The 21,659-nt window shown below is 71.4% G+C and carries 18 protein-coding genes; 10 read left to right on the top strand and 8 right to left on the bottom strand.

Going from position 1 to position 21,659, the window contains the following annotated elements; genetic code table 11:
- Nucleotides 1-2: 2 nt before the first annotated feature.
- From ABD331_RS41230 to ABD331_RS41215, 4 genes are read right to left on the bottom strand one after another with little or no spacing between them, the layout of a single operon-like run.
- Nucleotides 3-869, bottom strand: coding sequence for an ABC transporter permease (locus ABD331_RS41230; RefSeq protein ID WP_344487762.1), 867 nt, complete (start codon nt 867-869; stop codon nt 3-5).
- Nucleotides 866-1,819, bottom strand: a complete 954-nt coding sequence (locus tag ABD331_RS41225; protein ID WP_344487760.1) for an ABC transporter permease — start codon at nt 1,817-1,819, stop codon at nt 866-868. Before ABD331_RS41225 ends, ABD331_RS41230 begins: the two co-directional genes overlap by 4 nt.
- On the bottom strand, nt 1,819-3,429 hold the full coding sequence (locus ABD331_RS41220; RefSeq protein WP_344487758.1) for an ABC transporter substrate-binding protein: 1,611 nt from the start codon (nt 3,427-3,429) through the stop codon (nt 1,819-1,821). The genes ABD331_RS41225 and ABD331_RS41220 overlap by 1 nt, the downstream gene beginning before the upstream one ends.
- Nucleotides 3,430-3,462: 33 nt before the next feature.
- Entirely contained in the window at nt 3,463-4,032 is a 570-nt protein-coding gene (locus ABD331_RS41215; protein ID WP_344487756.1) for a TetR/AcrR family transcriptional regulator, read from the bottom strand.
- Between the two features lie 102 nt (nt 4,033-4,134).
- Between ABD331_RS41215 and ABD331_RS41210 the strand changes: the two genes are divergently transcribed.
- Nucleotides 4,135-5,544 (top strand): amidase, encoded by a 1,410-nt coding sequence (locus ABD331_RS41210; RefSeq protein WP_344487754.1) that lies wholly within the window; start codon nt 4,135-4,137, stop codon nt 5,542-5,544.
- A 61-nt stretch (nt 5,545-5,605) separates the two neighbouring features.
- Here ABD331_RS41210 and ABD331_RS41205 read toward each other — a convergent pair whose 3' ends face one another.
- Entirely contained in the window at nt 5,606-5,809 is a 204-nt protein-coding gene (locus ABD331_RS41205) for a hypothetical protein (protein WP_344487752.1), read from the bottom strand.
- A gap of 65 nt (nt 5,810-5,874) precedes the next feature.
- Here ABD331_RS41205 and ABD331_RS41200 point away from each other — a divergent pair, with 65 nt between their 5' ends.
- Both ABD331_RS41200 and ABD331_RS41195 read left to right on the top strand, forming a co-directional pair.
- A complete protein-coding gene (locus ABD331_RS41200) occupies nt 5,875-6,426 on the top strand; it encodes a nucleotidyltransferase domain-containing protein (protein ID WP_344487749.1) in 552 nt (183 codons plus the stop codon).
- A gap of 198 nt (nt 6,427-6,624) precedes the next feature.
- On the top strand, nt 6,625-6,849 hold the full coding sequence (locus ABD331_RS41195; protein ID WP_344487747.1) for a hypothetical protein: 225 nt from the start codon (nt 6,625-6,627) through the stop codon (nt 6,847-6,849).
- An 85-nt stretch (nt 6,850-6,934) separates the two neighbouring features.
- Here the strand turns inward: ABD331_RS41195 and ABD331_RS41190 are convergent, their stop codons facing one another.
- From ABD331_RS41190 to ABD331_RS41180, 3 genes are read right to left on the bottom strand one after another with little or no spacing between them, the layout of a single operon-like run.
- Nucleotides 6,935-9,214, bottom strand: coding sequence for a glycoside hydrolase family 26 protein (locus ABD331_RS41190; protein ID WP_344487745.1), 2,280 nt, complete (start codon nt 9,212-9,214; stop codon nt 6,935-6,937).
- Entirely contained in the window at nt 9,211-10,617 is a 1,407-nt protein-coding gene (locus ABD331_RS41185) for a glycosyl hydrolase (protein WP_344487743.1), read from the bottom strand. The genes ABD331_RS41190 and ABD331_RS41185 overlap by 4 nt, the downstream gene beginning before the upstream one ends.
- Before the next feature lie 48 nt (nt 10,618-10,665).
- Entirely contained in the window at nt 10,666-13,125 is a 2,460-nt protein-coding gene (locus tag ABD331_RS41180) for a cellulase family glycosylhydrolase (RefSeq protein ID WP_344487741.1), read from the bottom strand.
- A 304-nt stretch (nt 13,126-13,429) separates the two neighbouring features.
- Here ABD331_RS41180 and ABD331_RS41175 point away from each other — a divergent pair, with 304 nt between their 5' ends.
- The 7 genes from ABD331_RS41175 to ABD331_RS41145 form a co-directional block, all read left to right on the top strand.
- Nucleotides 13,430-16,000 (top strand): glycoside hydrolase family 2 protein, encoded by a 2,571-nt coding sequence (locus tag ABD331_RS41175; protein WP_344487739.1) that lies wholly within the window; start codon nt 13,430-13,432, stop codon nt 15,998-16,000.
- Complete coding sequence (locus ABD331_RS41170; RefSeq protein ID WP_344487737.1) at nt 15,997-17,037, top strand: LacI family DNA-binding transcriptional regulator; 1,041 nt, start codon at nt 15,997-15,999, stop codon at nt 17,035-17,037. Before ABD331_RS41175 ends, ABD331_RS41170 begins: the two co-directional genes overlap by 4 nt.
- Nucleotides 17,038-17,250: 213 nt before the next feature.
- Nucleotides 17,251-18,558 carry an ABC transporter substrate-binding protein gene (locus ABD331_RS41165; protein WP_344487735.1) on the top strand — a complete coding sequence of 436 codons (1,308 nt, stop codon included), beginning with the start codon at nt 17,251-17,253 and terminating at the stop codon, nt 18,556-18,558.
- A gap of 211 nt (nt 18,559-18,769) precedes the next feature.
- Nucleotides 18,770-19,723 (top strand): carbohydrate ABC transporter permease, encoded by a 954-nt coding sequence (locus ABD331_RS41160; protein WP_344487733.1) that lies wholly within the window; start codon nt 18,770-18,772, stop codon nt 19,721-19,723.
- Nucleotides 19,720-20,559, top strand: coding sequence for a carbohydrate ABC transporter permease (locus ABD331_RS41155; protein WP_344487731.1), 840 nt, complete (start codon nt 19,720-19,722; stop codon nt 20,557-20,559). The genes ABD331_RS41160 and ABD331_RS41155 overlap by 4 nt, the downstream gene beginning before the upstream one ends.
- Before the next feature lie 5 nt (nt 20,560-20,564).
- On the top strand, nt 20,565-20,942 hold the full coding sequence (locus ABD331_RS41150) for a hypothetical protein (RefSeq protein WP_344487729.1): 378 nt from the start codon (nt 20,565-20,567) through the stop codon (nt 20,940-20,942).
- Nucleotides 20,939-21,659, top strand: a 721-nt coding sequence (locus ABD331_RS41145; protein WP_344487727.1) for an ROK family protein, incomplete at its 3' end; no start/stop codon positions are given. The genes ABD331_RS41150 and ABD331_RS41145, both read left to right, overlap by 4 nt.

The raw sequence follows: 21,659 nt of genomic DNA, 5'->3' as shown, positions 1-21,659 counted from the left end.
GATCACGCCACCTCCCGCCGGTCGCCGGAGACGGCGGCCCCGAGGTGCTCGCCCAGCACGTTGACGCTGACGACCGTCAGCATGACCGCGAGGCCGGGCAGCAGCCCGCTCCACGGCTCGCCCTGGAGGATGGCGCTGCGCGCCTCGGCGATCATCGAGCCCCAGTCCGCGTCCGGAGGCCGCACGCCCAGCCCGAGGTAGGACAGCGCCGCCAGGTCCACCAGCGCGTAGCCGAACGCCAGCGCGCTCTGCGCGAGCAGGACCGGCAGCACGTTGGGCAGCAGGTGGCGGACCGCCACCGTCAGCTCCCCGAAGCCCATGACGCGGTAGCACTCCAGGTACGGGCGCGCGCCCTCCTGGATCGCCATGCTGCGCACCACCCGCCCGACGAAGGGCGTGTAGCCGACGGCCAGGGCGCAGATCGGCGCGGCCAGCCCAGGGCCGGACACCGCCACCACCAGCATCGCCAGCAGCAGGCTGGGGAAGGCGAAGACGATGTCCATGCCCCGGGAGAGCACGGCGTCGGCCCACCCTCCGGCGCGGGCCGCGACCAGGCCGATCACGGTGCCCAGCAGCCCGGACAGCAGCACCACGCCGAGCGGCGCGAGCAGCGAGAGCCGCGCCCCGTACATGATCCTCGACAGCACGTCCCGGCCGGTGGAGTCGGTGCCCAGCGGGTGCCCGTCCGTTCCCGGCGGCGCCAGCGAGTTCAGCAGGCTGGTGGCGGCCGGCGAGTGCGGCGCCAGCACCGGCGCGAGCACCGCGGTGACGGCGGCGAGCGCCAGGAAGGCGACCGCGAGCGTGACGCCGAGCGGCCTGCGCCGCCGCCTGGCGGCCCTGGCCCGCAGCGCGGGGATGGTCAGCGTCATCGGGCCGGCCCGCCGGCGGTCACGCGCGGGTCGATGGCCGGCAGCGCCAGGTCCACCAGCGTGTTGACCAGGACGAACAGCACGACCGCGACCAGCGCTATGCCCTGCACGACGGGGAAGTCCCGCCGCGACACTGAGCTGACCAGCAGCGAGCCGACGCCGTCCACGCCGAACGCGGTCTCCACCACGGCGGTGCCCACGAAGAGGCTCGCCACCAGCAGACCGGCGACCGTCAGCAGCGGCGCGAGCGCGTTGCGCACCACGTGCCGGCGGATCACCGCGCCGCCGCTCACCCCGCGGCCACGCGCCACGTCCACGTGCTCGCGGCTCAGCTCGCCGGCGAAGGCCGCGTTGCCCACCCGGGCCAGGACGCCGAAAGCGGCGATCGCCATGGCCGCCGCGGGCAGCGTCAGATGCCACAGCCGGTCGGCCAGGCCCGTGCCCGCGCCGGTGGCGGGGAACCAGCCCAGCCCGACCGCGAACAGCGACAGCAGCCCGATCGCCGCGACGAACGTCGGCGTGGCCGTGGTGACCGCCGCCACGATCGACGTCACCCTGTTGATTAGGCCGCCCTTGACCGCCGACACCAGCGCCACCGCCGAGCCGAACCCGATCGCCAGCGCCGCCGAGTACGCGACCAGCAGCCCGGACACGCCCAGCCTGCTCGCCAGCAGCGAGGTGACACCGGTCTGGTACGTCATCGAGGTGCCGAGATCCAGGCGGAACACACCGCCGATCCAGTCCAGATAGCCCTGCACGAGCCCCTGGTTCAGGCCGTACGCCTCGCGCAGGGCCTCGATCTGGCCGGGCGTGAGGCGCCGCCCCCCGCTCACCGCCAGGACGGGATCGCCCGGAACCAGCCGGAGCGCGCCGTAGATGAGGATCGAGGCCACCAGCAGGGTGACCAGCGCGGCGACGGCACGCCGCCCGAGCCAGGCCGCGACCGCCATCACGCCCCTCCCAGCTCGGCCGCCCACGGCGTGTTGAGGTAGCTCTGCCGCGGCACCAGCCCGGTCAGGCCCGAGCGGTGGTAGACGCTGACGTACTGGGTCGCGATCGGGATGTTGACCAGGTCCCTGGCCATGATGGCCTGGGCCTTGGCCACCTCCTTGGCGCGGGCGTCCGCGTCGTCGGTGACCGTCGCGGCGGCGATGGCGACGTCGTAGTCCTTGTTGCGGTATCCGCCGAAGTTGTAGAAGTTGCCGGTCGTGAAGAACTGGTAGTAGGCCAGCGGCTCGGGAAAGTCCAGGTAGCCGCTCGACAGGAGCAGGTCGATGCCTGCGCGCGCCTGCGGCGAGGAGAACACGGCGCCGAACTGCTCGGCGGTCAGCGGTCGCAGCTCGACGCGCATGCCCGCCTGGGTGGCGGCGTCGGCGACCGCGGTGGCGATCCGGTTCTCCTCCTCGATGGCGGGGGTGTAGGCGAGCACCAGCTTCTCCTTGGCCTTGGCCGACCCGGCGACGAGGCTCCTGGCCTTGGCGAGGTCCTGGGCCGGCTGGGGGAGCTTGTCGTACTCGGCCTGGTAGACGTCTCGGCCGTAGCCCCAGGCCTGCGGCGGCACCAGCGCCCGCAGCGGCTGCGCGGTGCCCCGGTAGACCGACTGGATGATCCCCTGGTAGTCGATCAGGGCGTGCAGCGCCTGCCTGGTGGCGAGGTCGGAGAGCGCGCCGTCCGGGTTGATGACCGACAGGAACGTGGTGGCCAGGCTCGCCCCGTACAGCAGGCGGCCCTTGGCGGCGAGCTGGTCGTGGGCGGCGCGCGGGACGCTGAACTGGCCGTCCACGTCGCCGCCGGCCAGCGCGGCGACCTGGGCGGCCGGGTCGGTGACGAACGTGAAGCGCACCTCCTTGACCTTGGGCCTCGCCGGGTTCCACCACGCGTCGTTGCGGGTCAGCGTGATCTGCCTGCCCTGCGCCCAGTCGTCCACTTTGTACGGGCCGGTGCACATGACGCCGCCCGCGGCGGTGCCGAAGTCCTTGCCTGCCTTCTCGGCGTAGCTCTTCTGCACGACGTGGAAGGCGGGCATGGCGAAGAAGTTCGGCACGACGACGTCCGGCTTCTTCAGCTTGACGGTGATCTCGTCGTCGCCGGTGGCTTTGATGCCGTCCAGGTGGGCGGCCCAGCCGATCCAGGACGAGCCGAGCTTGGGGTCGAGGATGCGCTGGACGCTGTAGAGGACGTCCTCGGTGGTGACGGGGTCGCCGTTCCAGAAGGTGACGCCCGCGCGCAGGTGGATCACGTACGTGAGCGGGTCGGGGTGCTCGACGGACGTGGCCAGGGCGGGCTCGGGCCGGTAGCCGGGGCCGAGCGTGAACAGGCCCTCGCACAGGTTGGCCACGATGGTGCTGACGGACTCGATGGCGGACCGGGCGGGGTCCAGCGTCGGAGGTTCGCCGGCGGGAACGTTCCAGGTGATGACGCCGACCTCGGCGGTGGCGGCGGGGACGGACGTGGTGATGGACGGGCCGGCCGCCTTGCCGGAGGCGTTACTGCCGGCGCAGGCGGTGAGGGCGCAGGTGAGGAGGGCCGCGGTGAGGGCGGCGGGGCGGGGATGTCTCATGGGGGGTGGGCCCTTCACGAGCTGGGCGGGCGTTCAGTTGATGAGCAGGCGGACGAGCCGGTCGATCACGGGGGTCACGCTGTCGCTGTTCCAGCGTTCGGGGTCTTCCAGGCTGGAGACGTAGAAGCCGCGCAGGACGAGGTGCACGAGGTCGGCGGTGAACGCGGGGTCGGCCGCCCCGGCGTCGCGGGCGGCGTCGGCCAGCAGGTCCCGGCTCTGCCGGGCGTCCTGCCTGAGCACCATGAGCGCCTCCGACTCGGGCTGCGCACGGCCGAGGATCTCCATGAACAGCCGCCGCAGCACCTGGTCGTTGCCGGTGGTCGAGCACGCCCAGCGGGCGACGACGGCCAGCCGCTCGGCGGCGGGCGCCTGATCGACGACCTGGCCGACCTCCCCGGCCCACGACTGGATCGCGTGCTCGACGGCGTTGCGCAGCAGGGCCTCCCGGGTGGGCAGGTAGTTGGTGACGAGCGTCGTGGAGCCGCCGATCCGCTTGGCCACGGCTCTGATGCTCACGCCGTCGATGCCGTCGGCCGCCACGATGTCCAGCGTGGCTTCGGCGATGGTCGCGAGGCGTTGGGCGAGGTCGATTTCCACCGGCATGGACGGGAGGCTAACCAGAACGAGCCTGAGATACAACACTGTTGTACATCTTTGTTGCATCACGTACTCTCCTCGGCATCCCCCCTTCGCCCAGGAGCAGGCATGGAACTTTGGCAGTGGTCGGCGACCGAGCTAGCGGCTGGAATCCGCACCCGGGAGATCTCGGCGGTGGACGTGGTGCAGTCCTGCCTGGGCAGGATCGAGGAGGTCAATCCCGTGCTGAACGCCCTGCTCGACGTCCGTCCGGAGGAGGCGCTGGCCGACGCGCGCCGGGCCGACGCGGCGGTGGCCGCCGGCGAGAGCCTGGGCCCGCTGCACGGCGTGCCGGTGTCAACGAAGATCAACACAGGGCAGAAGTCGCGGCTGATGAGCAACGGCCTGTCGGTCGCGGCCGGCGCGATGGCCAGGGGCGACGACGCGTGCGTCGCCGCCCTGCGCGACGCGGGGGCGATCTTCCTCGGCCGGAGCAACGCGCCCGCCTTCTCGCTGCGCTGGTTCTCCGCCAACGACCCGCACGGCAGGACGCTGAACCCGTGGGACCACGCGCGCACCCCCGGCGGCTCCAGCGGCGGCGCCTCCAGCGGCGTCGCCGCCGGCATGACACCGATCGGGCAGGGCAACGACATCGCCGGGTCGATCCGCTACCCCGCCGCCTGCTGCGGGCTGGTCGGCATCCGCCCGACCGTCGGCCTCGTGTCCGGCTGGACGGCCCCCGGGGACATGGAGCTGGAGGGCCCGCTGACCTTCCAGGCCTGGGCGGTGCACGGCCCGCTGGCCAGAACCGTCGCCGACGCGCGCACCGCCCTGTACGCGATGGCGAGCCCGGACCTGCGTGACCCGTTCGGCATCCCCGCCCTGCCCGAGCCCGTCCCGCAGGCCGGGCCGATCCGGGTCGGGCTGGTGCGGGACGTGGGCATGGCCACCCCGCACCGGTCCGTCAGCGACGCCCTGGACACCGCGGCGCGGTGGCTGAGCGAGGCGGGCTACGAGGTGGAGGAGCTGGAGCTGCCGCTGCTCGGCGAGGCGGCGCGGCTCTGGCACCTGCTGCTCGCCGAGGACACCCGGCCCCTGCTGCCCGGCATGCTGGAGATCGGCGACGAGGCGACCCGGCTGAACATGGCCCACTTCTACGAGGCCGCCGCGGAATTGTGGGGCGAGAAGCCGGATATTTCGGCTTACATCCAGGGCTGGGCCCGCCGCGCGACGCTGATCACCCGGCTGCAGGAGCTGCTCGGCACCAACCGCGTCCTGCTGACCCCGGCCTCGGCCGAGCCGCCGTTCGAGCAGGACGCCGACATCACCGACCCGGACCGGGCGCGCGGCCTGTTCGCGGCGCAGTGGCCGATGACGTCCGTGCCCGTGCTGGGCGTGCCCGCGGTCACCGTCCCGGTGGGGGTGACGGACGGGCTGCCGGTCGGCGTTCAGCTCGTCGGCGGGCGATTCACCGAACGGCTCATCCTCGACGCCGCCCAGGCCATCGAGAACCGGGCGCCCCGCCTCACCCCCCGCTGAGTGCGGCCCGCCTCACCCCGCGCTGAGTGCGGCCCGCCTCACCTCCCGCTGAGTGCGGCCCTCACCGGCCGCGCCCGGTCAGCCGCCGGAGCCCGATGGAGGCGAGGACCAGCGCCACCACGATCACGATCGGGCCGATGATCGCCCAGGTGGTGACGCCGCTCATCACGCTGCCGCCGACGATCCCCAGCCCTTGCAAGGTCCACACCAGCCCGGTCAGGGCCAGCAGGACGCCGAGTGCGAGAAAGACATAAGCCTTGACCATGGAAGCTCCCGTCGGTGCCGTCAGGCGAGTGCCCGCGTCCCATCCTGTCGCATTACGCTGCACACGTGAACGCCGACGAAGTCCTCGCGATCTACCGCGATCTCGACGCCGAGGGCGTCCCGGTCTGGATCGACGGCGGATGGTGCGTGGACGCGCTTCTCGGCAGGCAGACCCGCGAACACTCCGACCTCGACCTCGCCGTCGCCCGCGAGCACGCGCGGCGCCTCAGGGAGCTGTTCGGCCGATGGGGCTACGCGCCGATACCACGGCAGGACACGACCGACTGGAGCTACGTCGTCGCGAAAGGCAGCAGCAGCGTCGACGTTCACGTGTTCGAGTACGACGACCAGGGCCGCAACACGTACGGGATCGAATATCCCCATGGTTCGCTGACGGGCACGGGGGTCATCGCGGGGCAGGAGGTGCGGTGCGTCGGCGCCGAATGGATGTTCAGGTTCAAGACGGCGTACCCGCCCCAGGACAAGGATCTCGAGGACGTCCGGGCCCTCGGTGAGGCGTACGGGTTCGAGATCCCGGCCACTCACCGCGGTCGCTCCGCCGGTCACGCCTCGCCAGCCCGCGGAAAGGCGCGTACCGTGAAGGGTGACAGCGCTTGATCGCGTGTTTTGTTGATCTGGCCGGACGGCACCGCCTGGTTCATGCCGGTGCCCTGCGGCTGGCCGGCTCGCTCAACGAGGTGAGTGATCGGCCATCTGCCTGAGGGACGCTCCCTGCGATGGCGGTCCGATTCGCCGGACATCGCCCTAGCGGCACACCATCGCCCGGAGAGGGTCCCCGTTCGGGAATGCCATTCCATGCCTCATTCACATTTTCCTCCCGATCACTCAGACTTCCAGGACCTGGCCTCGGTGCTGCTCCCGCTCAACCGGGAGATAGCCCGCTCGGCCGCACTGCAGGCCGGCGCCGCCGCCCAGCGCGCGCGGGCCGCCGCCGAACGCGCCCAGCAGGCCAGGGACCGCGCCCATCACATCGCCGAACGCCTGGCCCAGGTACGGCGCCGCCTCCGGGGGGCCAGGTAGAGGTCTGGCCGCTTGGCACGGTCCCGGTCATGGCGATCTCTGCGCTTCCTGCACGACCCGCGCGGGGGAGACCGCCGCACCCCCGTCAGCCCTCCGGAAGGATCCGGACGGTCGCCGCGGCGGGAGCGCTCACGCGGTACCCCCTGCCGGGCAGCAGCGTGACCGTGACCGTCCGCCCGCCGGGCGAGTGCCCGCGCCGGTCGAGCACCCGGACCGTCTCGGTGGCCGTGGTCTGACCGGCCGCGAACGTGACGCGCCCGTCGAGCGGCGCGTAGTCCCGCCCGGCCCGCGTGTCCCGGTCGTCGTGGACGACGTAGCGCACGGTCAGCGCCTCGCCCGCGGAGTGCGCGGGCCTGACGAACGTGAGGACCGCGCCGGTGCCGGGCTCGCGGCCGTCCGACGTGGCCTCCACGGAGACGCGCGGCAGCGGGTCGATGACGTTGCGCCGGGTGGCCAGGCGCGGCACGCCGTCGGCGCCGATGCTGTTGTGGTAGAACGCGGCCATCGCCTCAGGGGTGTTGTAGTTCCATGTGCGCACGCCCCACGGCATGGCGAGCGTCCAGTCCGGCTGGGCCGCCTGCTCGGCCTGCGACGGGAGGACGAACGTCTCACCGATGATCATCGGCTTGCCGTCGCGCCTCGCGATCGACCTGGCCTGCTCGTAGTGGCGGGCGGCGTAGCCCTCGGCGTCGTAGAAGTCCACCGACAGCACGTCGTAGTAGTCCTCGCCGGGGCTGAAGGACGACCAGTCGTTGGCGTCGTACTCGGCCAGGCCGCCTTCGAGCCCTTCGTAGCGGTCGAACTTCGGGTCACCGTCGGCCCAGCCGTAATCGTCCGGCAGATCCTGGATGTTCCACACCCAGACGATGTTGGACAGCCCCTTCTCGACCTCCAGGTAGTCGTGGAACATCCGGTACAGCCCCGCGCTGCCGGTCAGGCCGGGCCGGCCGCCCCACCAGAACACGTGCTGGTTCATCTCGTGGAAGGGCCTCAACAGCACCGTCACGCCGGCGTCCTCCAACTGCTGGAGGTGGCGGGCGTACTCGTCCATGCGCAGCTTCCAGTTGCGGTTGAGCGGGGTGCCCTCGGTCATCAGCTCCTTCCACTGGTCGTTGTAGAGGTAGCTGAAGATCCGGTTCGGGCCGGGCAGCGTCTCGTGCGCCTGGTCGCCGCCCCAGCCGCCCTCGCGCTCCTGCGCGACGGTGTACTGCGGGGGCGAGACGTGGAACATGATCTGCACCAGGTCGCCGCCGGCCCACTGCCGCTGCACCTCGCCGATCATGTTCTGCCGGTACGGGACGGTGCCGCCGGTCAGGAAGTCGGCGCTGTACAGGGCCGGGTACACGCCGAACTGGTTGGCCACCCGCTGGTGCAGCACGTCGGCGTTGAGCGGGTCGGCGTACGACTGGTCGTGGTGCATGGCCGAGAGCATGCCCCTGCCGGTCAGGCCCTTCAGGTACGCGGTCACGTCCACGCGCGGCGGCAGGTTACGCACCCGCACCCGCAGGCTCACGTCCTGGTCCACCGTGAAGGTGACGCCGTTCTGGTGCAGCTTGAGCTGCTGGAGCCGGACGACCGTGCTGCCGTTGCCGGCGAAGTCGCCCTTGGGGGCGAACCTGTCGCCGGAGGAGGGCAGGACGGCCGCGTTGTCCGAGGTGTAGCGGGCCTGGACGATCCGCGCGCCGGCGGGCAGCACGGCGGCGTCGTTCAGGACGGTGACGAGGTTGCCGACCCGGTCGGCGGTCAGCGTGCCGCCGGGGAAGGACACCTCCGGCACGTACGGCTTCTCGTCGAAGACCAGCTCGATCTCGTCCAGCGTGATGCTTCCTTCCCGGACGTCGCCGACCTGGTTGACGTAGAGGGCGAACGAGGTGATCCCCGCCGTGTTGATCGTCCCCGTGCCCGTCTTGGGGGTGAACGAGCCGATCGGGATCATCAGGTGCTGCGGCTGCGCCGAGGCAGGGTCGAAGCCGGGCACCGCGTTCAGGTGCGCCTCGTAGGAGGCCCCGTCGGAGAGCTGCAGCAGCACGTCCTGGCCGGGCGTGGCGTTGGCGACCCACAGCTCGACGGCCCGCAGGCCCGGCCAGTAGCCGTTCACCGGCCGGGAGCGGCCCGAGTAGCCGCCGGTCAGCGTGTAGGCGAACGCCATGGCGTTGCCGAGTCCGGCGCCGAACGGTGAGGGCACGAGCGTGGCGGTGTTCGTCCCGCCGTTGGGGTTGGGCGTGTACGCGGCCGACAGGCGGGCGCTGTCGGCGTAGGCCGAGAAGTCGTCCAGCTTCTCCCGGTAGGAGTCCGCGGCCTGCGCGGCCGGGACGGCCACGCAGAGCGCGAGAAGGGTCAGCAGGACGGTGAGCACTCTGCTCATGCGGGCAAGGTCCACTTCTGGTTGGCGTTGGTGGTGCAGCTCCAGATCTGCAGCGCGGTGCCGTCGGCCGGGCTCTGCCCGGTCGCGTCCAGGCACCTGCCGGTGGCTGCGCTGGTCAGGCGCTGGGTGGCGGAGTCGTAGGTCCACCGCTGGTTGGCGTTGCCGCTCGTGCAGTCCCAGATCTGCACCTTGGTGCCGTCGGCGTTGACGCCGCCGGCCACGTCCAGGCACTTGCCGAGCGCGCGGATGGTGCCGTCGGAGCCGACCGTCCACGCCTGCGCGCTGCCGTTGGCGTCACAGGTGTAGAGCTGCACCTTGGTGCCGTTGGCGGGGTTGGCGGCGGCGACGTCCACGCACTTGCCGCCGAGCCCCTTGATCTTCCCCGTACGGGTGGCGCCGCCTCCTCCTGTGATCGTGAACTCGCCGCGGTTGTGGACGCGCGGCCCGAAGTAGCTCGCCTGCACGCTGGCGTTGGTGTTGTACGACGGGTTGGTCAGCCACTCGGCCCACACCATGAACCAGGTCCAGCGCGGCTGGGCGTTGAGCAGCGCGGGGCTGGGGGCGCGGCCCACCTCGGCCAGGGAGATCGGCTTGCCGCCTGCGACGTTGAGCATCGCCTGGTAGTCGGAGGAGGAGGGCTCCAGCTTGGCCCACACGTCGAGCGAGGCCACGTCGGCGTACGACGAGCCCGGCCAGTACTCGCCGATGGAGCCCATGCTGACGTCCTTGACGTTCCACACCCACACGAGGTTCGTCAGGCCCTGGGAGGTGTAGTAGTCGTAGGTGATCTGGTAGAGCTTGCGGCTGCCGTTCGCGCCGGGCCGGCCGCCCCACCAGGACCAGCCGTCGTTCATCTCGTGGATGGGCCGCCACAGCACGGGCACCCCGGCGTTCTGGAGCTGGCGCAGGTAGGGCAGGGCCTCGGCGAGCCGGCCCTTGTAGGCGTTGTTGAGGCTCGTGCCGTTGGTGACGAGCTGGCTCCACTGGCTGTCGGACAGGTGGCTGAGCACGCCACCCGAGTCCCAGCCGCAGGTGGAACCGGTGGTGGGCGGGCACATGTGCCAGGTCAGCGCCACCACGGAGCCGCCCTGCCACTGGCGGATGGCCTCGTTGACCATCGTCTGGCGGCTGGAGACGTCGGAGGAGGCGAACAGGAAGTCGCCGCCCCACAGGCCGGGCGTCTGGCCGGTGATGCTCTGGGCGACGCGGGTGTACTTGGTGGGGTCGCTGTTGGGCTCGCGGTTGTGCTGGCCCGACAGGGTGTACTGGCCGGAGATGCCGTTCAGGAAGCCGATCAGGTCGGCCCGGGTGGCGGCGGGGAAGGCCAGCGCGGGCGTGGCCAGGCTCGCGACGGTGGCCAGGGCCACCGCCAGGGTCAGTAACAGGGTGCGGGGGGTGCGCATCGCGGGGTTTCCTTTCCTAGGGAGTGGGATAGGCGGTGACCCGGTCTCCTAAGGGGTGGGATAGGCGGTGACCTGGTCGACGGTGAGCGTGCCGGTGCCCGGCCCGCCTCCGGCGTAGAACGAGAGCTGCTCGAAGCGGGTCAGGTCGAGCGGGCCCGCGCCGGCCCAGCTCGGATGGTCGAACTCGGTGAACGGGATGCGGACCACGCCGTCCGGCGCGGCGTCCAGGGTGTGCTCGAAGTAGACGCCGCCGGTGACGAACTGGACGGTGATCTTCGCGGCGGCGCCGGTCTGGGCGAGCCGCAGTTCGAGGCCGTGCTGCCCCCACACGTCCAGGGCGGGGGAGAAGGTACGCGTGACGCCCGCGTACCCAGCGCCGCCGAGCGTGTAGTCCAGCCGCAGGTCCTGGCCGGGCGCCAGCGACGGGGTGATCGGGTCGCCGCCGGGGTTGCGCACGTACGCGGCGGCGAGCTGGGCCGAGTCGGCGTAGCCCGTGAAGTCGTCCACGACGGCGGGGGCGGTGGGCAGCGGGCGGGTGGCGAACGAGGACACCGCGCCGTGGGTGCGGCCGGCCGCGTTGACCGCGGTGACCCGCCAGTGGTAGGTGACGCCGGGTTCGAGCTCCTCGGCCGGTTTGTGCTCCGTCCCGGTGATCGCGGTGGCCGTCAGCACGGGGTCGCTCAGGTCAGCGTGCTCGGAGACGACGAGCGTGTAGTGGCCCGCGCCCGCGGCCGGGCTCCAGGTGAACGCCGGGGTGCCCAGCACGTCACGGGCGTCCTGAGCCGGGGTGAGCGGCGCGGGCGCGGCCGGCGGCGCGGAGACGGGGGCCGGGTCGGCCGACCAGAGGGTGGCGCGGGTCAGCCCCTTGCCGCCGCTCCACAGCACGCGGACGTGACCGGCGCCGCCGGCGTCGGCCGTCACCTGGCCGTCCTCGCTCTCGTGCCGCACGGTGCGCCAGGCGGAGCCGTCGCCGGAGACCTGCACCCGCACGCGGGGCCGCCCCGCCACGTCGAAACGCACCTGCCGCAGCCCGGGGCGGCTCCACGACAGCCACGCCTCGCCCTCGGCGACGGCCGCCGCCGGGGTGATGGTGACGTTCTCGTGGCCGTCGGCCAGGTCCGTCGTCTGCAGCGGGTCCACCAGCACGACCTGCGAGCGGGTGACCCGCACCGGCTCGGAGGCCGTGCCGCGGCGGCCGTCGCGGCCGGCCGGGACGACCCGGTAGGTGACCTCGCCCGTCGTCCCCGTGTCGAGCCACGGCGTCTGGTTGTCGGTGAGCAGCCCCTGGTGGGCGGCGCTCCACCGGCCGCGCTGCGAGCGCTCCACGACGTACCCGGCGGCGCCGGCCGCGCCGCGCCAGCTCAGCTCGTTGAGCCCGCCGCGCTTGCCCACCGCGACGATGAGCGGCGGCCCCACGCGGGCGGGGCGCCTCGACGGGGAGACCTGGTCGGCGAAGGCGATCTGCGCCTCGACGGAGGCCCGCATGCGCTCGTCGTCGCCGGGATAGTGCAGGGTGAAGCCGTCGTCGTGCTGGACGAAGCCGCCCCGGTCGTGGTGGCCGAACAGCGACCACGACAGCATGCCGGTGACATCGCGGTCCTCGGCCAGCGGGGTCAGCAGCTCCTTGGTGGCCGCGGTCGAGGCGTACTCGCCGCCGATGTACACCTTGCCCGCGCCGGTGATGGTGGCCGCGTCGGCGCGCACCCGCTCGGCGGTCGGCGGGTAGTAGTGCACGTCCACGATGTCCACGCCGGGCGCGGCGAGCGTGTCGGGGTCGATCTCGAAGCGGCGGCCGGCCGCGATGAGCTGGCGCGGCGCCCACTTCCTGAACGCGGTCGCGTTGCGGTTGATCCAGTCGAGGGTCATGCCCTCCAGCTCGTTGCCGAACTCCCACGCCATGATCGTCGGGTCGGCGTTGTAGGCCTTGCCGGTCAGCGGGTTGACCCGGCGCATCACGTGCCCGGCGTAGGCCTGGTAGTCGGCGATCACCCGCTCGTCGGTGTAGAACGCCGCCGACGGCAGGCCGTAGGGGTCGGTGAAGTCGCGGTGGCCGCCGTGGTAGTAGGACCACTCGTCGGTCAGCGGCAGGATCAGCCGCAGGCCGATCGAGCCGGCGTAGGCGATCGCGTAGTCCACCGTCGCGAACGCCTCCTCGTTGAAGCCCGCCTCCTTCGACGGCAGGATCGACAGGGGGTTGCCGGTGGAGGCCAGCATGTGCGAGCGCACCACGGTCATGCCCATGGCCTTGGCCGTGTCGAGGGCGTCCCGGATGCGGAAGAACGTCGGGTAGGCGACGCCGCCGACGTTCTCGTCCAGCCCGAGCCAGTAGATGTTCGTGCCGGCGAAGCGGAACGGCTTGCCGTCGAGGCTGAGGCGGGAGTCGGAGCGGGTCACGAACCGGGTGTTCAGCGAGCTCAGGTCCGTGGGGGTGGGGGCAGCGTGCGCGGGCGGGGCCAGGGAGAGTGCCAGAACGACCGCGGCGAGGCTCGCCCATCGGAGGGATCGCATGGGGCTGGGCCTTTCTCGGATTCGGCTGAACGATTGCTTTACCGAATAAGTGCCCTGAAGATAGAACTGCCGCGACAACGATGTCAACGGCCCGAAACCTGCAAGACACGGTCGCTTAACACTCGGCTGACTCGGTTCAGTGGCCTGCTCGCCGCCCCGACGTCGGCAGGGGTCCTGAGCCGCCTCCACGACCTGCTGGTTCAGCGAAGACCTAAAACGGTCTAGACATGTTCAGGTGGAAATCGCTACCTTGTCGGACGTCTGGGGGCGTTTGTCCCATTGTGATGATCAAGGAGCAGGCAGGTTGACGAAGCAGAGTAGGTCGCTGGACTCGGGATGGACGCTCCGGCTGGCGGGCGGCGCGGCCCCCGCCGAGGTCGCCGGTCTGCGCGACGACGCCGTGCCCGCCGAGGTGCCCGGCTGCGTTCACGCGGACCTCCTGGCGGCCGGGCTGATCCCCGACCCCTACCGTGATCTCAACGAGGTCGAGGTGGCGTGGGCGGGCCGGGCCGACTGGCGTTATGACACCGCGCTGGCCGCCGCGCCGCCCGGCTTCGAGCGCACGGACCTGGTCTTCGACGGGCTCGACACCGTCGCCAGGGTGCTGCTGGACGGCGAGGAGCTGGGCGAGACCCGCAACATGCACCGCTCCTACCGGTTCGACGTGACCGGCCGCGTGCGTGACGGCTCGGCGCTGTCGGTGCTGTTCACCTCGGCGTACACCGAGGCGGAAGGGCTGCGTGAGCGCCTCGGCGCGCGGCCGAACGAGTACCCGGAGCCGTTCAACTACATCAGGAAGATGGCCGCCTCCTTCGGCTGGGACTGGGGGCCCACCCTGGTCACCGCCGGCATCTGGCGTCCGGTGCGGCTGGAGAGCTGGAGCACCGCCAGGCTGGCCTCGGTCCGGCCGCTCGTCACCGTCACCAGCTCCGGCTCCGGCTCCGTCACCAGCTCCGTCACCAGCTCCGTCACCAGCTCCGTCACCAGCTCCGTCACCAGCTCCGGCTTCGGCTCTGGCTTCGGCTCTGGCTCCGGCACCGGCAGGATCGAGGCGCATGTCGAGCTGGAGCGCACCGCCTCCGGCGCGGGCCGCGAGCTGACGCTCACCATCGAGGCCGCCGGGCACACCGCCACCCGGGCCGTCTCCTCCGACGACGCGGTGATCGAGCTGGAGGTGCCGGGGCCCGAGCTGTGGTGGCCGCGCGGGTACGGCGACCAGCCCCTCTACGACTGCGTCGTCACCCTGTCCGACGCCGGCCGCGTCCTGGACCGGTGGGAGCGGCGCGTCGGCTTCCGCACGGTGGAGCTGGACAGCGCGCCCGACGAGCACGGCACCGCCTTCACCCTGCGCGTCAACGGGCAGCCGATCTTCGCCCGCGGCGTCAACTGGATCCCCGACGACGCCCTGCCCGCCCGCATCACCCCCGAGCGCTACCGCCGCCGCCTGGTCCAGGCCGCCGAGGCGGGCGTGGACCTGGTCCGCGTCTGGGGCGGCGGCATCTACGAGGACCGCGCCTTCTACGACGCCTGCGACGAGCTCGGCCTGATGGTCTGGCAGGACTTCCTGTTCGCCTGCGCCGCCTACCCCGAGGAGCAGCCGCTGCGCGGCGAGATCGAGGCCGAGGCCCGCGAGAACGTCACCCGGCTCAGCCCGCACGCCAGCCTCGTGCTCTGGAACGGCAACAACGAGAACCTGTGGGGCTTTCGCGACTGGGGCTGGGAGCCCAAGCTGAACGGCGAGAGCTGGGGCGAGGGCTACTACCTCGGGCTGCTGCCGCGCGTGGTGGCCGAGCTGGACCCGACCCGGCCGTACCAGGCGGGCAGCCCCTGGTCGGGCTCGTGGGACCACCACCCCAACGACCCCGCGCACGGGCCCTCCCACTTCTGGGAGGCGTGGAACCGCCGCGACTACAGCGACTACCTCGACCACGTGCCGCGCTTCGCCGCCGAGTTCGGCTGGCAGGCGCCGCCCGCCCACGCCACCCTGCGCGAATGGCTCGGCGACGACCCGCTGACCTCGACCTCGCCCGGCATGCTGCACCACCAGAAGGCCGAGGACGGCAACGGCAAGCTCGACCGGGGCCTGGCCCACCACTTCAGCGTCCCCGCCGACTTCGACCAGTGGCACTACCTCACCCAGGTCAACCAGGCCCGCGCCATCGCGACCGGCGTCGCCCATTGGCGCTCCCACTGGCCGGTCTGCGGCGGGACCGTCGTCTGGCAGCTCAACGACTGCTGGCCGGTGACCTCGTGGGCGGCCATCGACGGGGCCGAGCGGCTCAAGCCGCTCTACCACGAGCTGCGCCGCCTGTACGCCGACCGGCTGCTGACCTTCCAGAGCAGGGACGGCGCCCGCGTGCTCGCCGCCGACAACCAGTCGCCTGACCCCTGGCAGGGCACCGCCGTCGTGCGCAGGCTGCGCGCCGACGGGACGGGCCTGGCCGAGGAGCACGTGCCGTTCACCGTGCCGCCGCGCTCGGTCGCGCTGCTGCCGCTGACGGCCGAGGTGGCCGAGATCAAGGACGCCGCGGGCGAGCTGCTCGTGGCCGACGCCGGTGACCTGCGCGACGTCGTGCTCGGCGGGCCCGACAAGGAGTTCGCTTACCCGCCCGCCGAACTCGACCTGCGGCTGGACGCCTCCGGCGGTACGCTCATGGTTGTGATCACCGCCCGCGCCTTCGTCCGCGACCTGCTGCTGCAGGCCGACCGGCTCGGCCCCGCGGCGACCGCCGACCGCGGGCTGGTCACGCTGCTGCCCGGCGAGAGCGTCACGATCACGGTGAGCGGCCTGGCCGACGCCGCCGGCGTCGGCGCGGACGCCGTACGGTCGGCGCTGTTCTCTGTCAACGCGGCGGAAGGGGTTCCCCGGCCATGAGAGCTGCCGCCCGCCCGGGCGGGAAGGTGACGATCGCCGAGGTCGCCGCGCGCGCCGGAGTGTCCAAGGGCTCGGTGTCGCTGGCGATGAACGACAAGCCGGGGGTGTCCGCGGCCACGCGGGAGAAGGTGTTCAAGGCCGCCCGCGAGCTGGGCTGGCTGCCCAACCAGGCCGCCCGTTCCCTGTCGTCGGCCTCGACGCAGGTCAGCAACGTGGGGCTGGTCATCGCCAGGCCGGCCCGCATGCTGGGGCTCGAGCCGTTCTACATGGAGTTCGTCTCCGGCATCGAGAGCGTGCTGGTGGAGCGGTCGCACTCGCTGCTGCTACGGCTGGTGCACGACGTCGGCGAGGAGATCGGCGTCCTGGACGGCTGGGGCCGCAGCAAGCAGATCAGCGGCTCCATCATGGTCGACTTCACCCTCGACGACCCGCGCGTCGCGCCGATCGCGGCGCTGGGCCTGCCGGTGATCGCCGTCGGTCATCCCGACCTGACCGGCGGGCTGCCGTCGGTCTGGACGGACGACGGCGCGGCGGTCACCGAGGCGGTGCGTTACCTGGCGGCGCTCGGGCACCGGCGGCTCGCGCGGGTGGGCGGCCCCGCCACTCTCGGGCACAGCATGATCAGAAGTGAGGCGTTCGCCAAGGCGGTGGCCGACCTCAACCTGGAGCCCGGCAGGATCCTGCCCACCGACTTCTCCGGCGAGCAGGGCGCCCGCGCCACGCGGGCGCTGCTCGCCTCCGCCCAGCGGCCCACGGCCATCCTGTACGACAACGACATCATGGCCGTGGCCGGCCTGTCCGTGGCCACGGAGATGGGCGTGTCCGTGCCGTCCGAGCTGTCCCTGCTGGCCTGGGACGACTCCCAGCTCTGCCGGCTCACCCATCCGCCGCTGTCGGCCATGAGTCACGACGTCTTCGCCTTCGGGGCCGAGGTCACGCGCCGGCTCATGGACCTCATCGACAGCGGTCACGCCGAGGTGGGCGCGGTGCCGACACCCGTGCTCGTCCCGCGCGGCACCACCGCCAGGGCTCGCTGACCCCGCCTGTCACTGTGAGCGGCCCTTGCATGCCTTCCAGCTACTAAACCGCTCTAGTAGTTGTTTTCCCAGCTCACTCCACACCTCGATCGACGTCTGCACTGAACGCCTTGTAACGGTTATGTATCTTCAGTGCTTCGTCCCTTTTACGCCTAAACGCGACATGCCACTGTTCACCGCAACCACGGTGCTTCCCTTAGGAGATGGTGTGAGATGCGCAGACTTGCGCTGACCGGTCTGGCCCTCGCGGTGACCGCGGCGCTGGCCGCCGCCTGCGGCGGCAGCGGAAAGAGCACGGCGCCCGCCACGGCGGCGAGCGACCCGTCGAAGGTCTCCGGCGAGATCACCGTACTGACCAACCGCACCGACCTGGTGAACGACGGCACGATGAAGAAGTACGCCGACGACTTCGTCAAGGTCTACCCCGGCGTCCAGGTCAAGTTCGAGGCGATCACCGACTACGAGGGCGAAGTCAAGATCCGCATGAACACCGAGAACTACGGTGACGTGCTGCTGATCCCGAACAACATCGCCAAGGGCGACTACCCCAAGTTCTTCGCCCCCCTCGGCTCGGCCGCCGACCTGTCCCAGAAGTACAAGTTCGTTCAGTCCGGCACGGTGAACGACCAGGTCTACGGCATCGTCTCCTTCGCCTCGGCCAACGGCTTCGTCTACAACAAGGACCTGTGGGCCAAGGCCGGCGTCACCGACTGGCCCAAGACGCCGGAGGAGTTCCTCACCGGGCTCAAGGCCGTCAAGGACAAGACCGGCGCGACCCCGCTCTACACCAACTACAAGGACGGCTGGCCGCTCAGCAACTGGACCAACGGCAACGGCTCCGTCACCTGCGACGTCAAGGCCGAGTCCGCGATGACCACCGAGGACCCGTGGGCCCCCGGCAAGGACCTCAACGTCATCGACTCCCTGCTGTTCAACGCCGTCCAGCAGCAGCTCACGGAGAAGGACCCGACCACCACCAACTGGGAGGACTCCAAGAAGTTCATCGCCACCGGCAAGATCGGCGCGATGTGGCTCGGCTCCTGGGCGATCCCGCAGATGCAGGCCGCCGCCACCACGGCCGGCCAGAGCCCCGACTCCATCGCCTTCATGCCCTTCCCCTCCCAGGCGGGAGGCTCGTTCTGCTCGGTGCTCAACCCCGACTACCAGTACGCCGTCAACAGCCACTCCCCGAACAAGGCGGCGGCGCGGGCCTGGCTCGACTGGTTCGTCGACAAGTCCGGCTTCTCCGCCACCAACCAGGGCGTCTCGCCCGTCAAGTCCGACCCGCTGCCCTCGGCGCTGAAGCCGTACAGCGACGGCGGCGTCAAGCTCATCGAGCTGGAGACCGACCAGCGCATCCTGGTCGACAACATCGACAAGGAGTCCGAGGTCGGGATCAAGTCGCCCGACTACCGGCAGAAGCTCATCGACGTCGCCCGCGGAGCCGCCAAGGGCGACCTGAACAGCGTGCTCGCCGACCTGTCCGCCCGCTGGAAGGCCGGCCAGCAGGCCGCCGCCTGACACCCCCGCCCAGCAGGCCGCCGCCTGACACCCCCGCCCGGTGGGAGGCCGCCGCGACCTGACATCGCCCGGTGGGGGGCCGCCGCCCTCCACCCGCCGCCCGACATCCCCGCTCGGTGGAAGGCCAGCAGGCCACCGCCTGACACCCCCACTCGCGGCGCCGGCCCGATCCGGCGCGCCGGCGCCGCGAGCTGACCGAAGAAAGGCAGAGATGACACCGATCTCGTCATCCCTGAAGCGCGGCCCGGCGGGAGGCCCGCGACCGCAGGACGCGGCGCGGCACTCCCGGCATCGGCCGCGCCGCCGCTGGAGGCAGGGCCTGACCCCCTGGCTGTTCCTGCTCGTGCCGCTGGCCCTGCTCATCACCTTCTCGTACGTGCCGATCATCAACATGATCGTCTACAGCTTCACCGACTGGGACGGCGTCAGCCCCGACTACACCTTCACCGGTCTCGAGAACTACTTCGAGATCTTCACCCGGCCCGAGCTGTTCAGGGTCTTCGTCGCCAGCGCCTACTACCTCGGCGCCGCCGTCCTGCAGATCGTGCTCGCGCTGTACTTCGCCACCGTCCTCAGCTTCAACACCCGCTTCCGCAACCTGTTCAAGGGCATCCTGTTCTTCCCCTACCTGATCAACGGGGTGGCCATCGGCTTCGTCTTCCTCTACTTCTTCCAGGAAGGCGGCACGTTCGACACCGTGCTGAGGCTCTTCGGCGTCGGCGGCGAGCACCTGTGGCTCGGCGACCCCGACCTGGTCAACTACTCGCTGGCCGGCGTCTCGGTGTGGCGCTACATGGGGCTCAACTTCGTGCTCTTCCTCGGCGCCATCCAGTCGATCGCGCCGGAGCTGTACGAGGCCGCCGAGCTCGACGGGGCCAACCGGTGGCAGCAGTTCCGCTTCATCATCGTGCCCAGCCTGCGCCCTCTCATCGGGCTGACCGCGATCCTGGCCGTCTCCGGCTGCCTGTCGGTCTTCGAGATCCCGTACATCATGACCGGCGGCGCCGGCGCGAGCGAGACCTTCGTCATCCAGACCATCAAGCTCGCCTTCCGCTTCAACAAGACCGGCCTGGCCTCGGCCGCCGCCGTCGTGCTCCTCGTCATCATCCTGCTGGTGGCCTGGGCGCAGCGGCGGATCGTTCCTGAAGAAAGGGCGACCTCGTGACCACCGCCGTCCGCGCCAGGGTGGCGAGCACCCTGAAGTACCTGTCGCTGATCCTGGCCAGCCTGGTCGTCCTGCTGCCGCTCGGGGTGGTGCTGCTCACCTCGCTGAAGACGTCCGACGAGCTCGCGGCCGGCAGCGGCCCGCTGACGCCGCCAGGCGACTGGTTCAACCTGGCCAACTACTTCACGGCCTTCGAGAAGGGACGGATGGCGGAGGCGGCGCTCAACACCTTCATCATCCTCGTGGTGTCGATCACCGGCACGGTCTTCATCGGCTCGGCCGCCGCCTACGCGATCGACCGGTTCACCTTCCGCCTGAAGAAGCTCGTCGTCGCCCTGTTCCTGTTCGCCACGCTCGTCCCCAGCATCACCACCCAGGTCACCACCTTCCAGGTGGTCGACCAGCTCGGCCTGTTCAACACCCGGCTGGCCCCGATCATGCTGTACCTCGGCACCGACATCGTCGCGATCTACATCTTCCTGCAGTTCATCCGGAGCATCCCGATCTCCGTGGACGAGGCCGCCCGCCTCGACGGCGCCTCCTCTTTCGCCATCTACCGAAAGATCATCCTGCCCTTGCTCAAGCCGGCCATCGCGACCGTCGTCATCGTCAAGGGCATCGCCGTCTACAACGACTTCTACATTCCCTTCCTCTACATGCCGGACCAGGGGCTCGGCACGATCTCGACGTCGCTGTTCCGGTTCAAGGGGCCGTTCGGGGCGCACTGGGAGAACATCTCGGCGGGCGCGATCCTGGTGATCGTGCCGACGCTGGCCGTGTTCCTGCTGCTCCAGCGCTTCATCTACAACGGGCTGACCCAGGGCGCGGCCAAGTGAACGTCATGACGAACTCCGACGACGTGATGCGGTGCGGGCTGACGCTCACCGGCCTGGAGCCGCGCCGGCTGTCCGGCGGTGTCCCGGGGATCGTGCTGTGCGTCGAGGGCGAGGCGGTGATCGACGGGGTGCGGCTCGGCGCGGAACAGGCCGCGTTCCCGCCCGTCGGTCCGCCCGCCGGTCTGCCCGCCGGTCTTTGCGCCGGTCTGCCTGGCGGTCTGCGCGCCGGTCTGTGCGCTGGGCTGCGCGCTGGTCCGCACGCCGGTCTGCCCGGCGGTCTGCGCGCTGGTCTGCGCGGCGGTCTGCGCGGCGCGCGGCTCACCGGCCTGAGCAGCCTGTACCGGGCGGTTCCAGGACTCTCGTCGGAAGGGCGGCAGGCATGACGGTGCTCGCGCTCGACATCGGCGGCACGAAGTTCGCCGCCGCCCACATCACCGCCGACGGCACGCTGCTGCGGCGCGAGGAGCGGCCCATCGGGACCGACCCGACCGCCACGCTCAGCGACCTCGTCGCCGACTTCCGCACCCCCGGCCTGCGCGCCGTCGGGATCGGATCGGCCGGCCCGCTCGACGTCCTCACCGGAACCGTCTCCCCGATCAACATCCCGGCCTGGCGGGGCTTCCCGCTGGCGGACACCGTCCGCCGCCTCGTGCCCGGCGCGGACGTGGCGCTGGCCGGTGACGGGCAGTGCATGGCGCTGGGGGAGTGGTGGCGCGGGGGACACGGCGCCGACTCGCTCCTGGGCATCGTCGTCTCTACCGGCGTCGGCGGCGGCCTCATCCTGGACGGGCGTCCGGTCCTCGGCGGGACGGGCAACGCCGGCCACGTGGGTCACGTGATCGTGGATCGCGATGGCGAGCCGTGCTCGTGCGGGACGAACGGCTGCCTGGAGACCATCGCCAGCGGCCCCAGCATGGTGCGCTGGGCCCTGTCCAACGGCTGGACGCCCGCCACGCCCATGGACCCCGCCACGCCCATGGACCCCGCCACGCCCATGGACCCCGCCACGCCCATGGACCCCGCCACGCCCATGGACCCCGCCACGCCCATGGACCCCGCCACGCCCATGGACCCCGCCACGCCCATGGACCCCGCGCGCG

It is taken from the genome of Nonomuraea monospora (assembly GCF_039531895.1).
Taxonomy (GTDB): domain Bacteria; phylum Actinomycetota; class Actinomycetes; order Streptosporangiales; family Streptosporangiaceae; genus Nonomuraea; species Nonomuraea monospora.
Note: the sequence above shows the minus strand (reverse complement) of the source record. Positions and strands in the feature narration are given on the sequence as shown.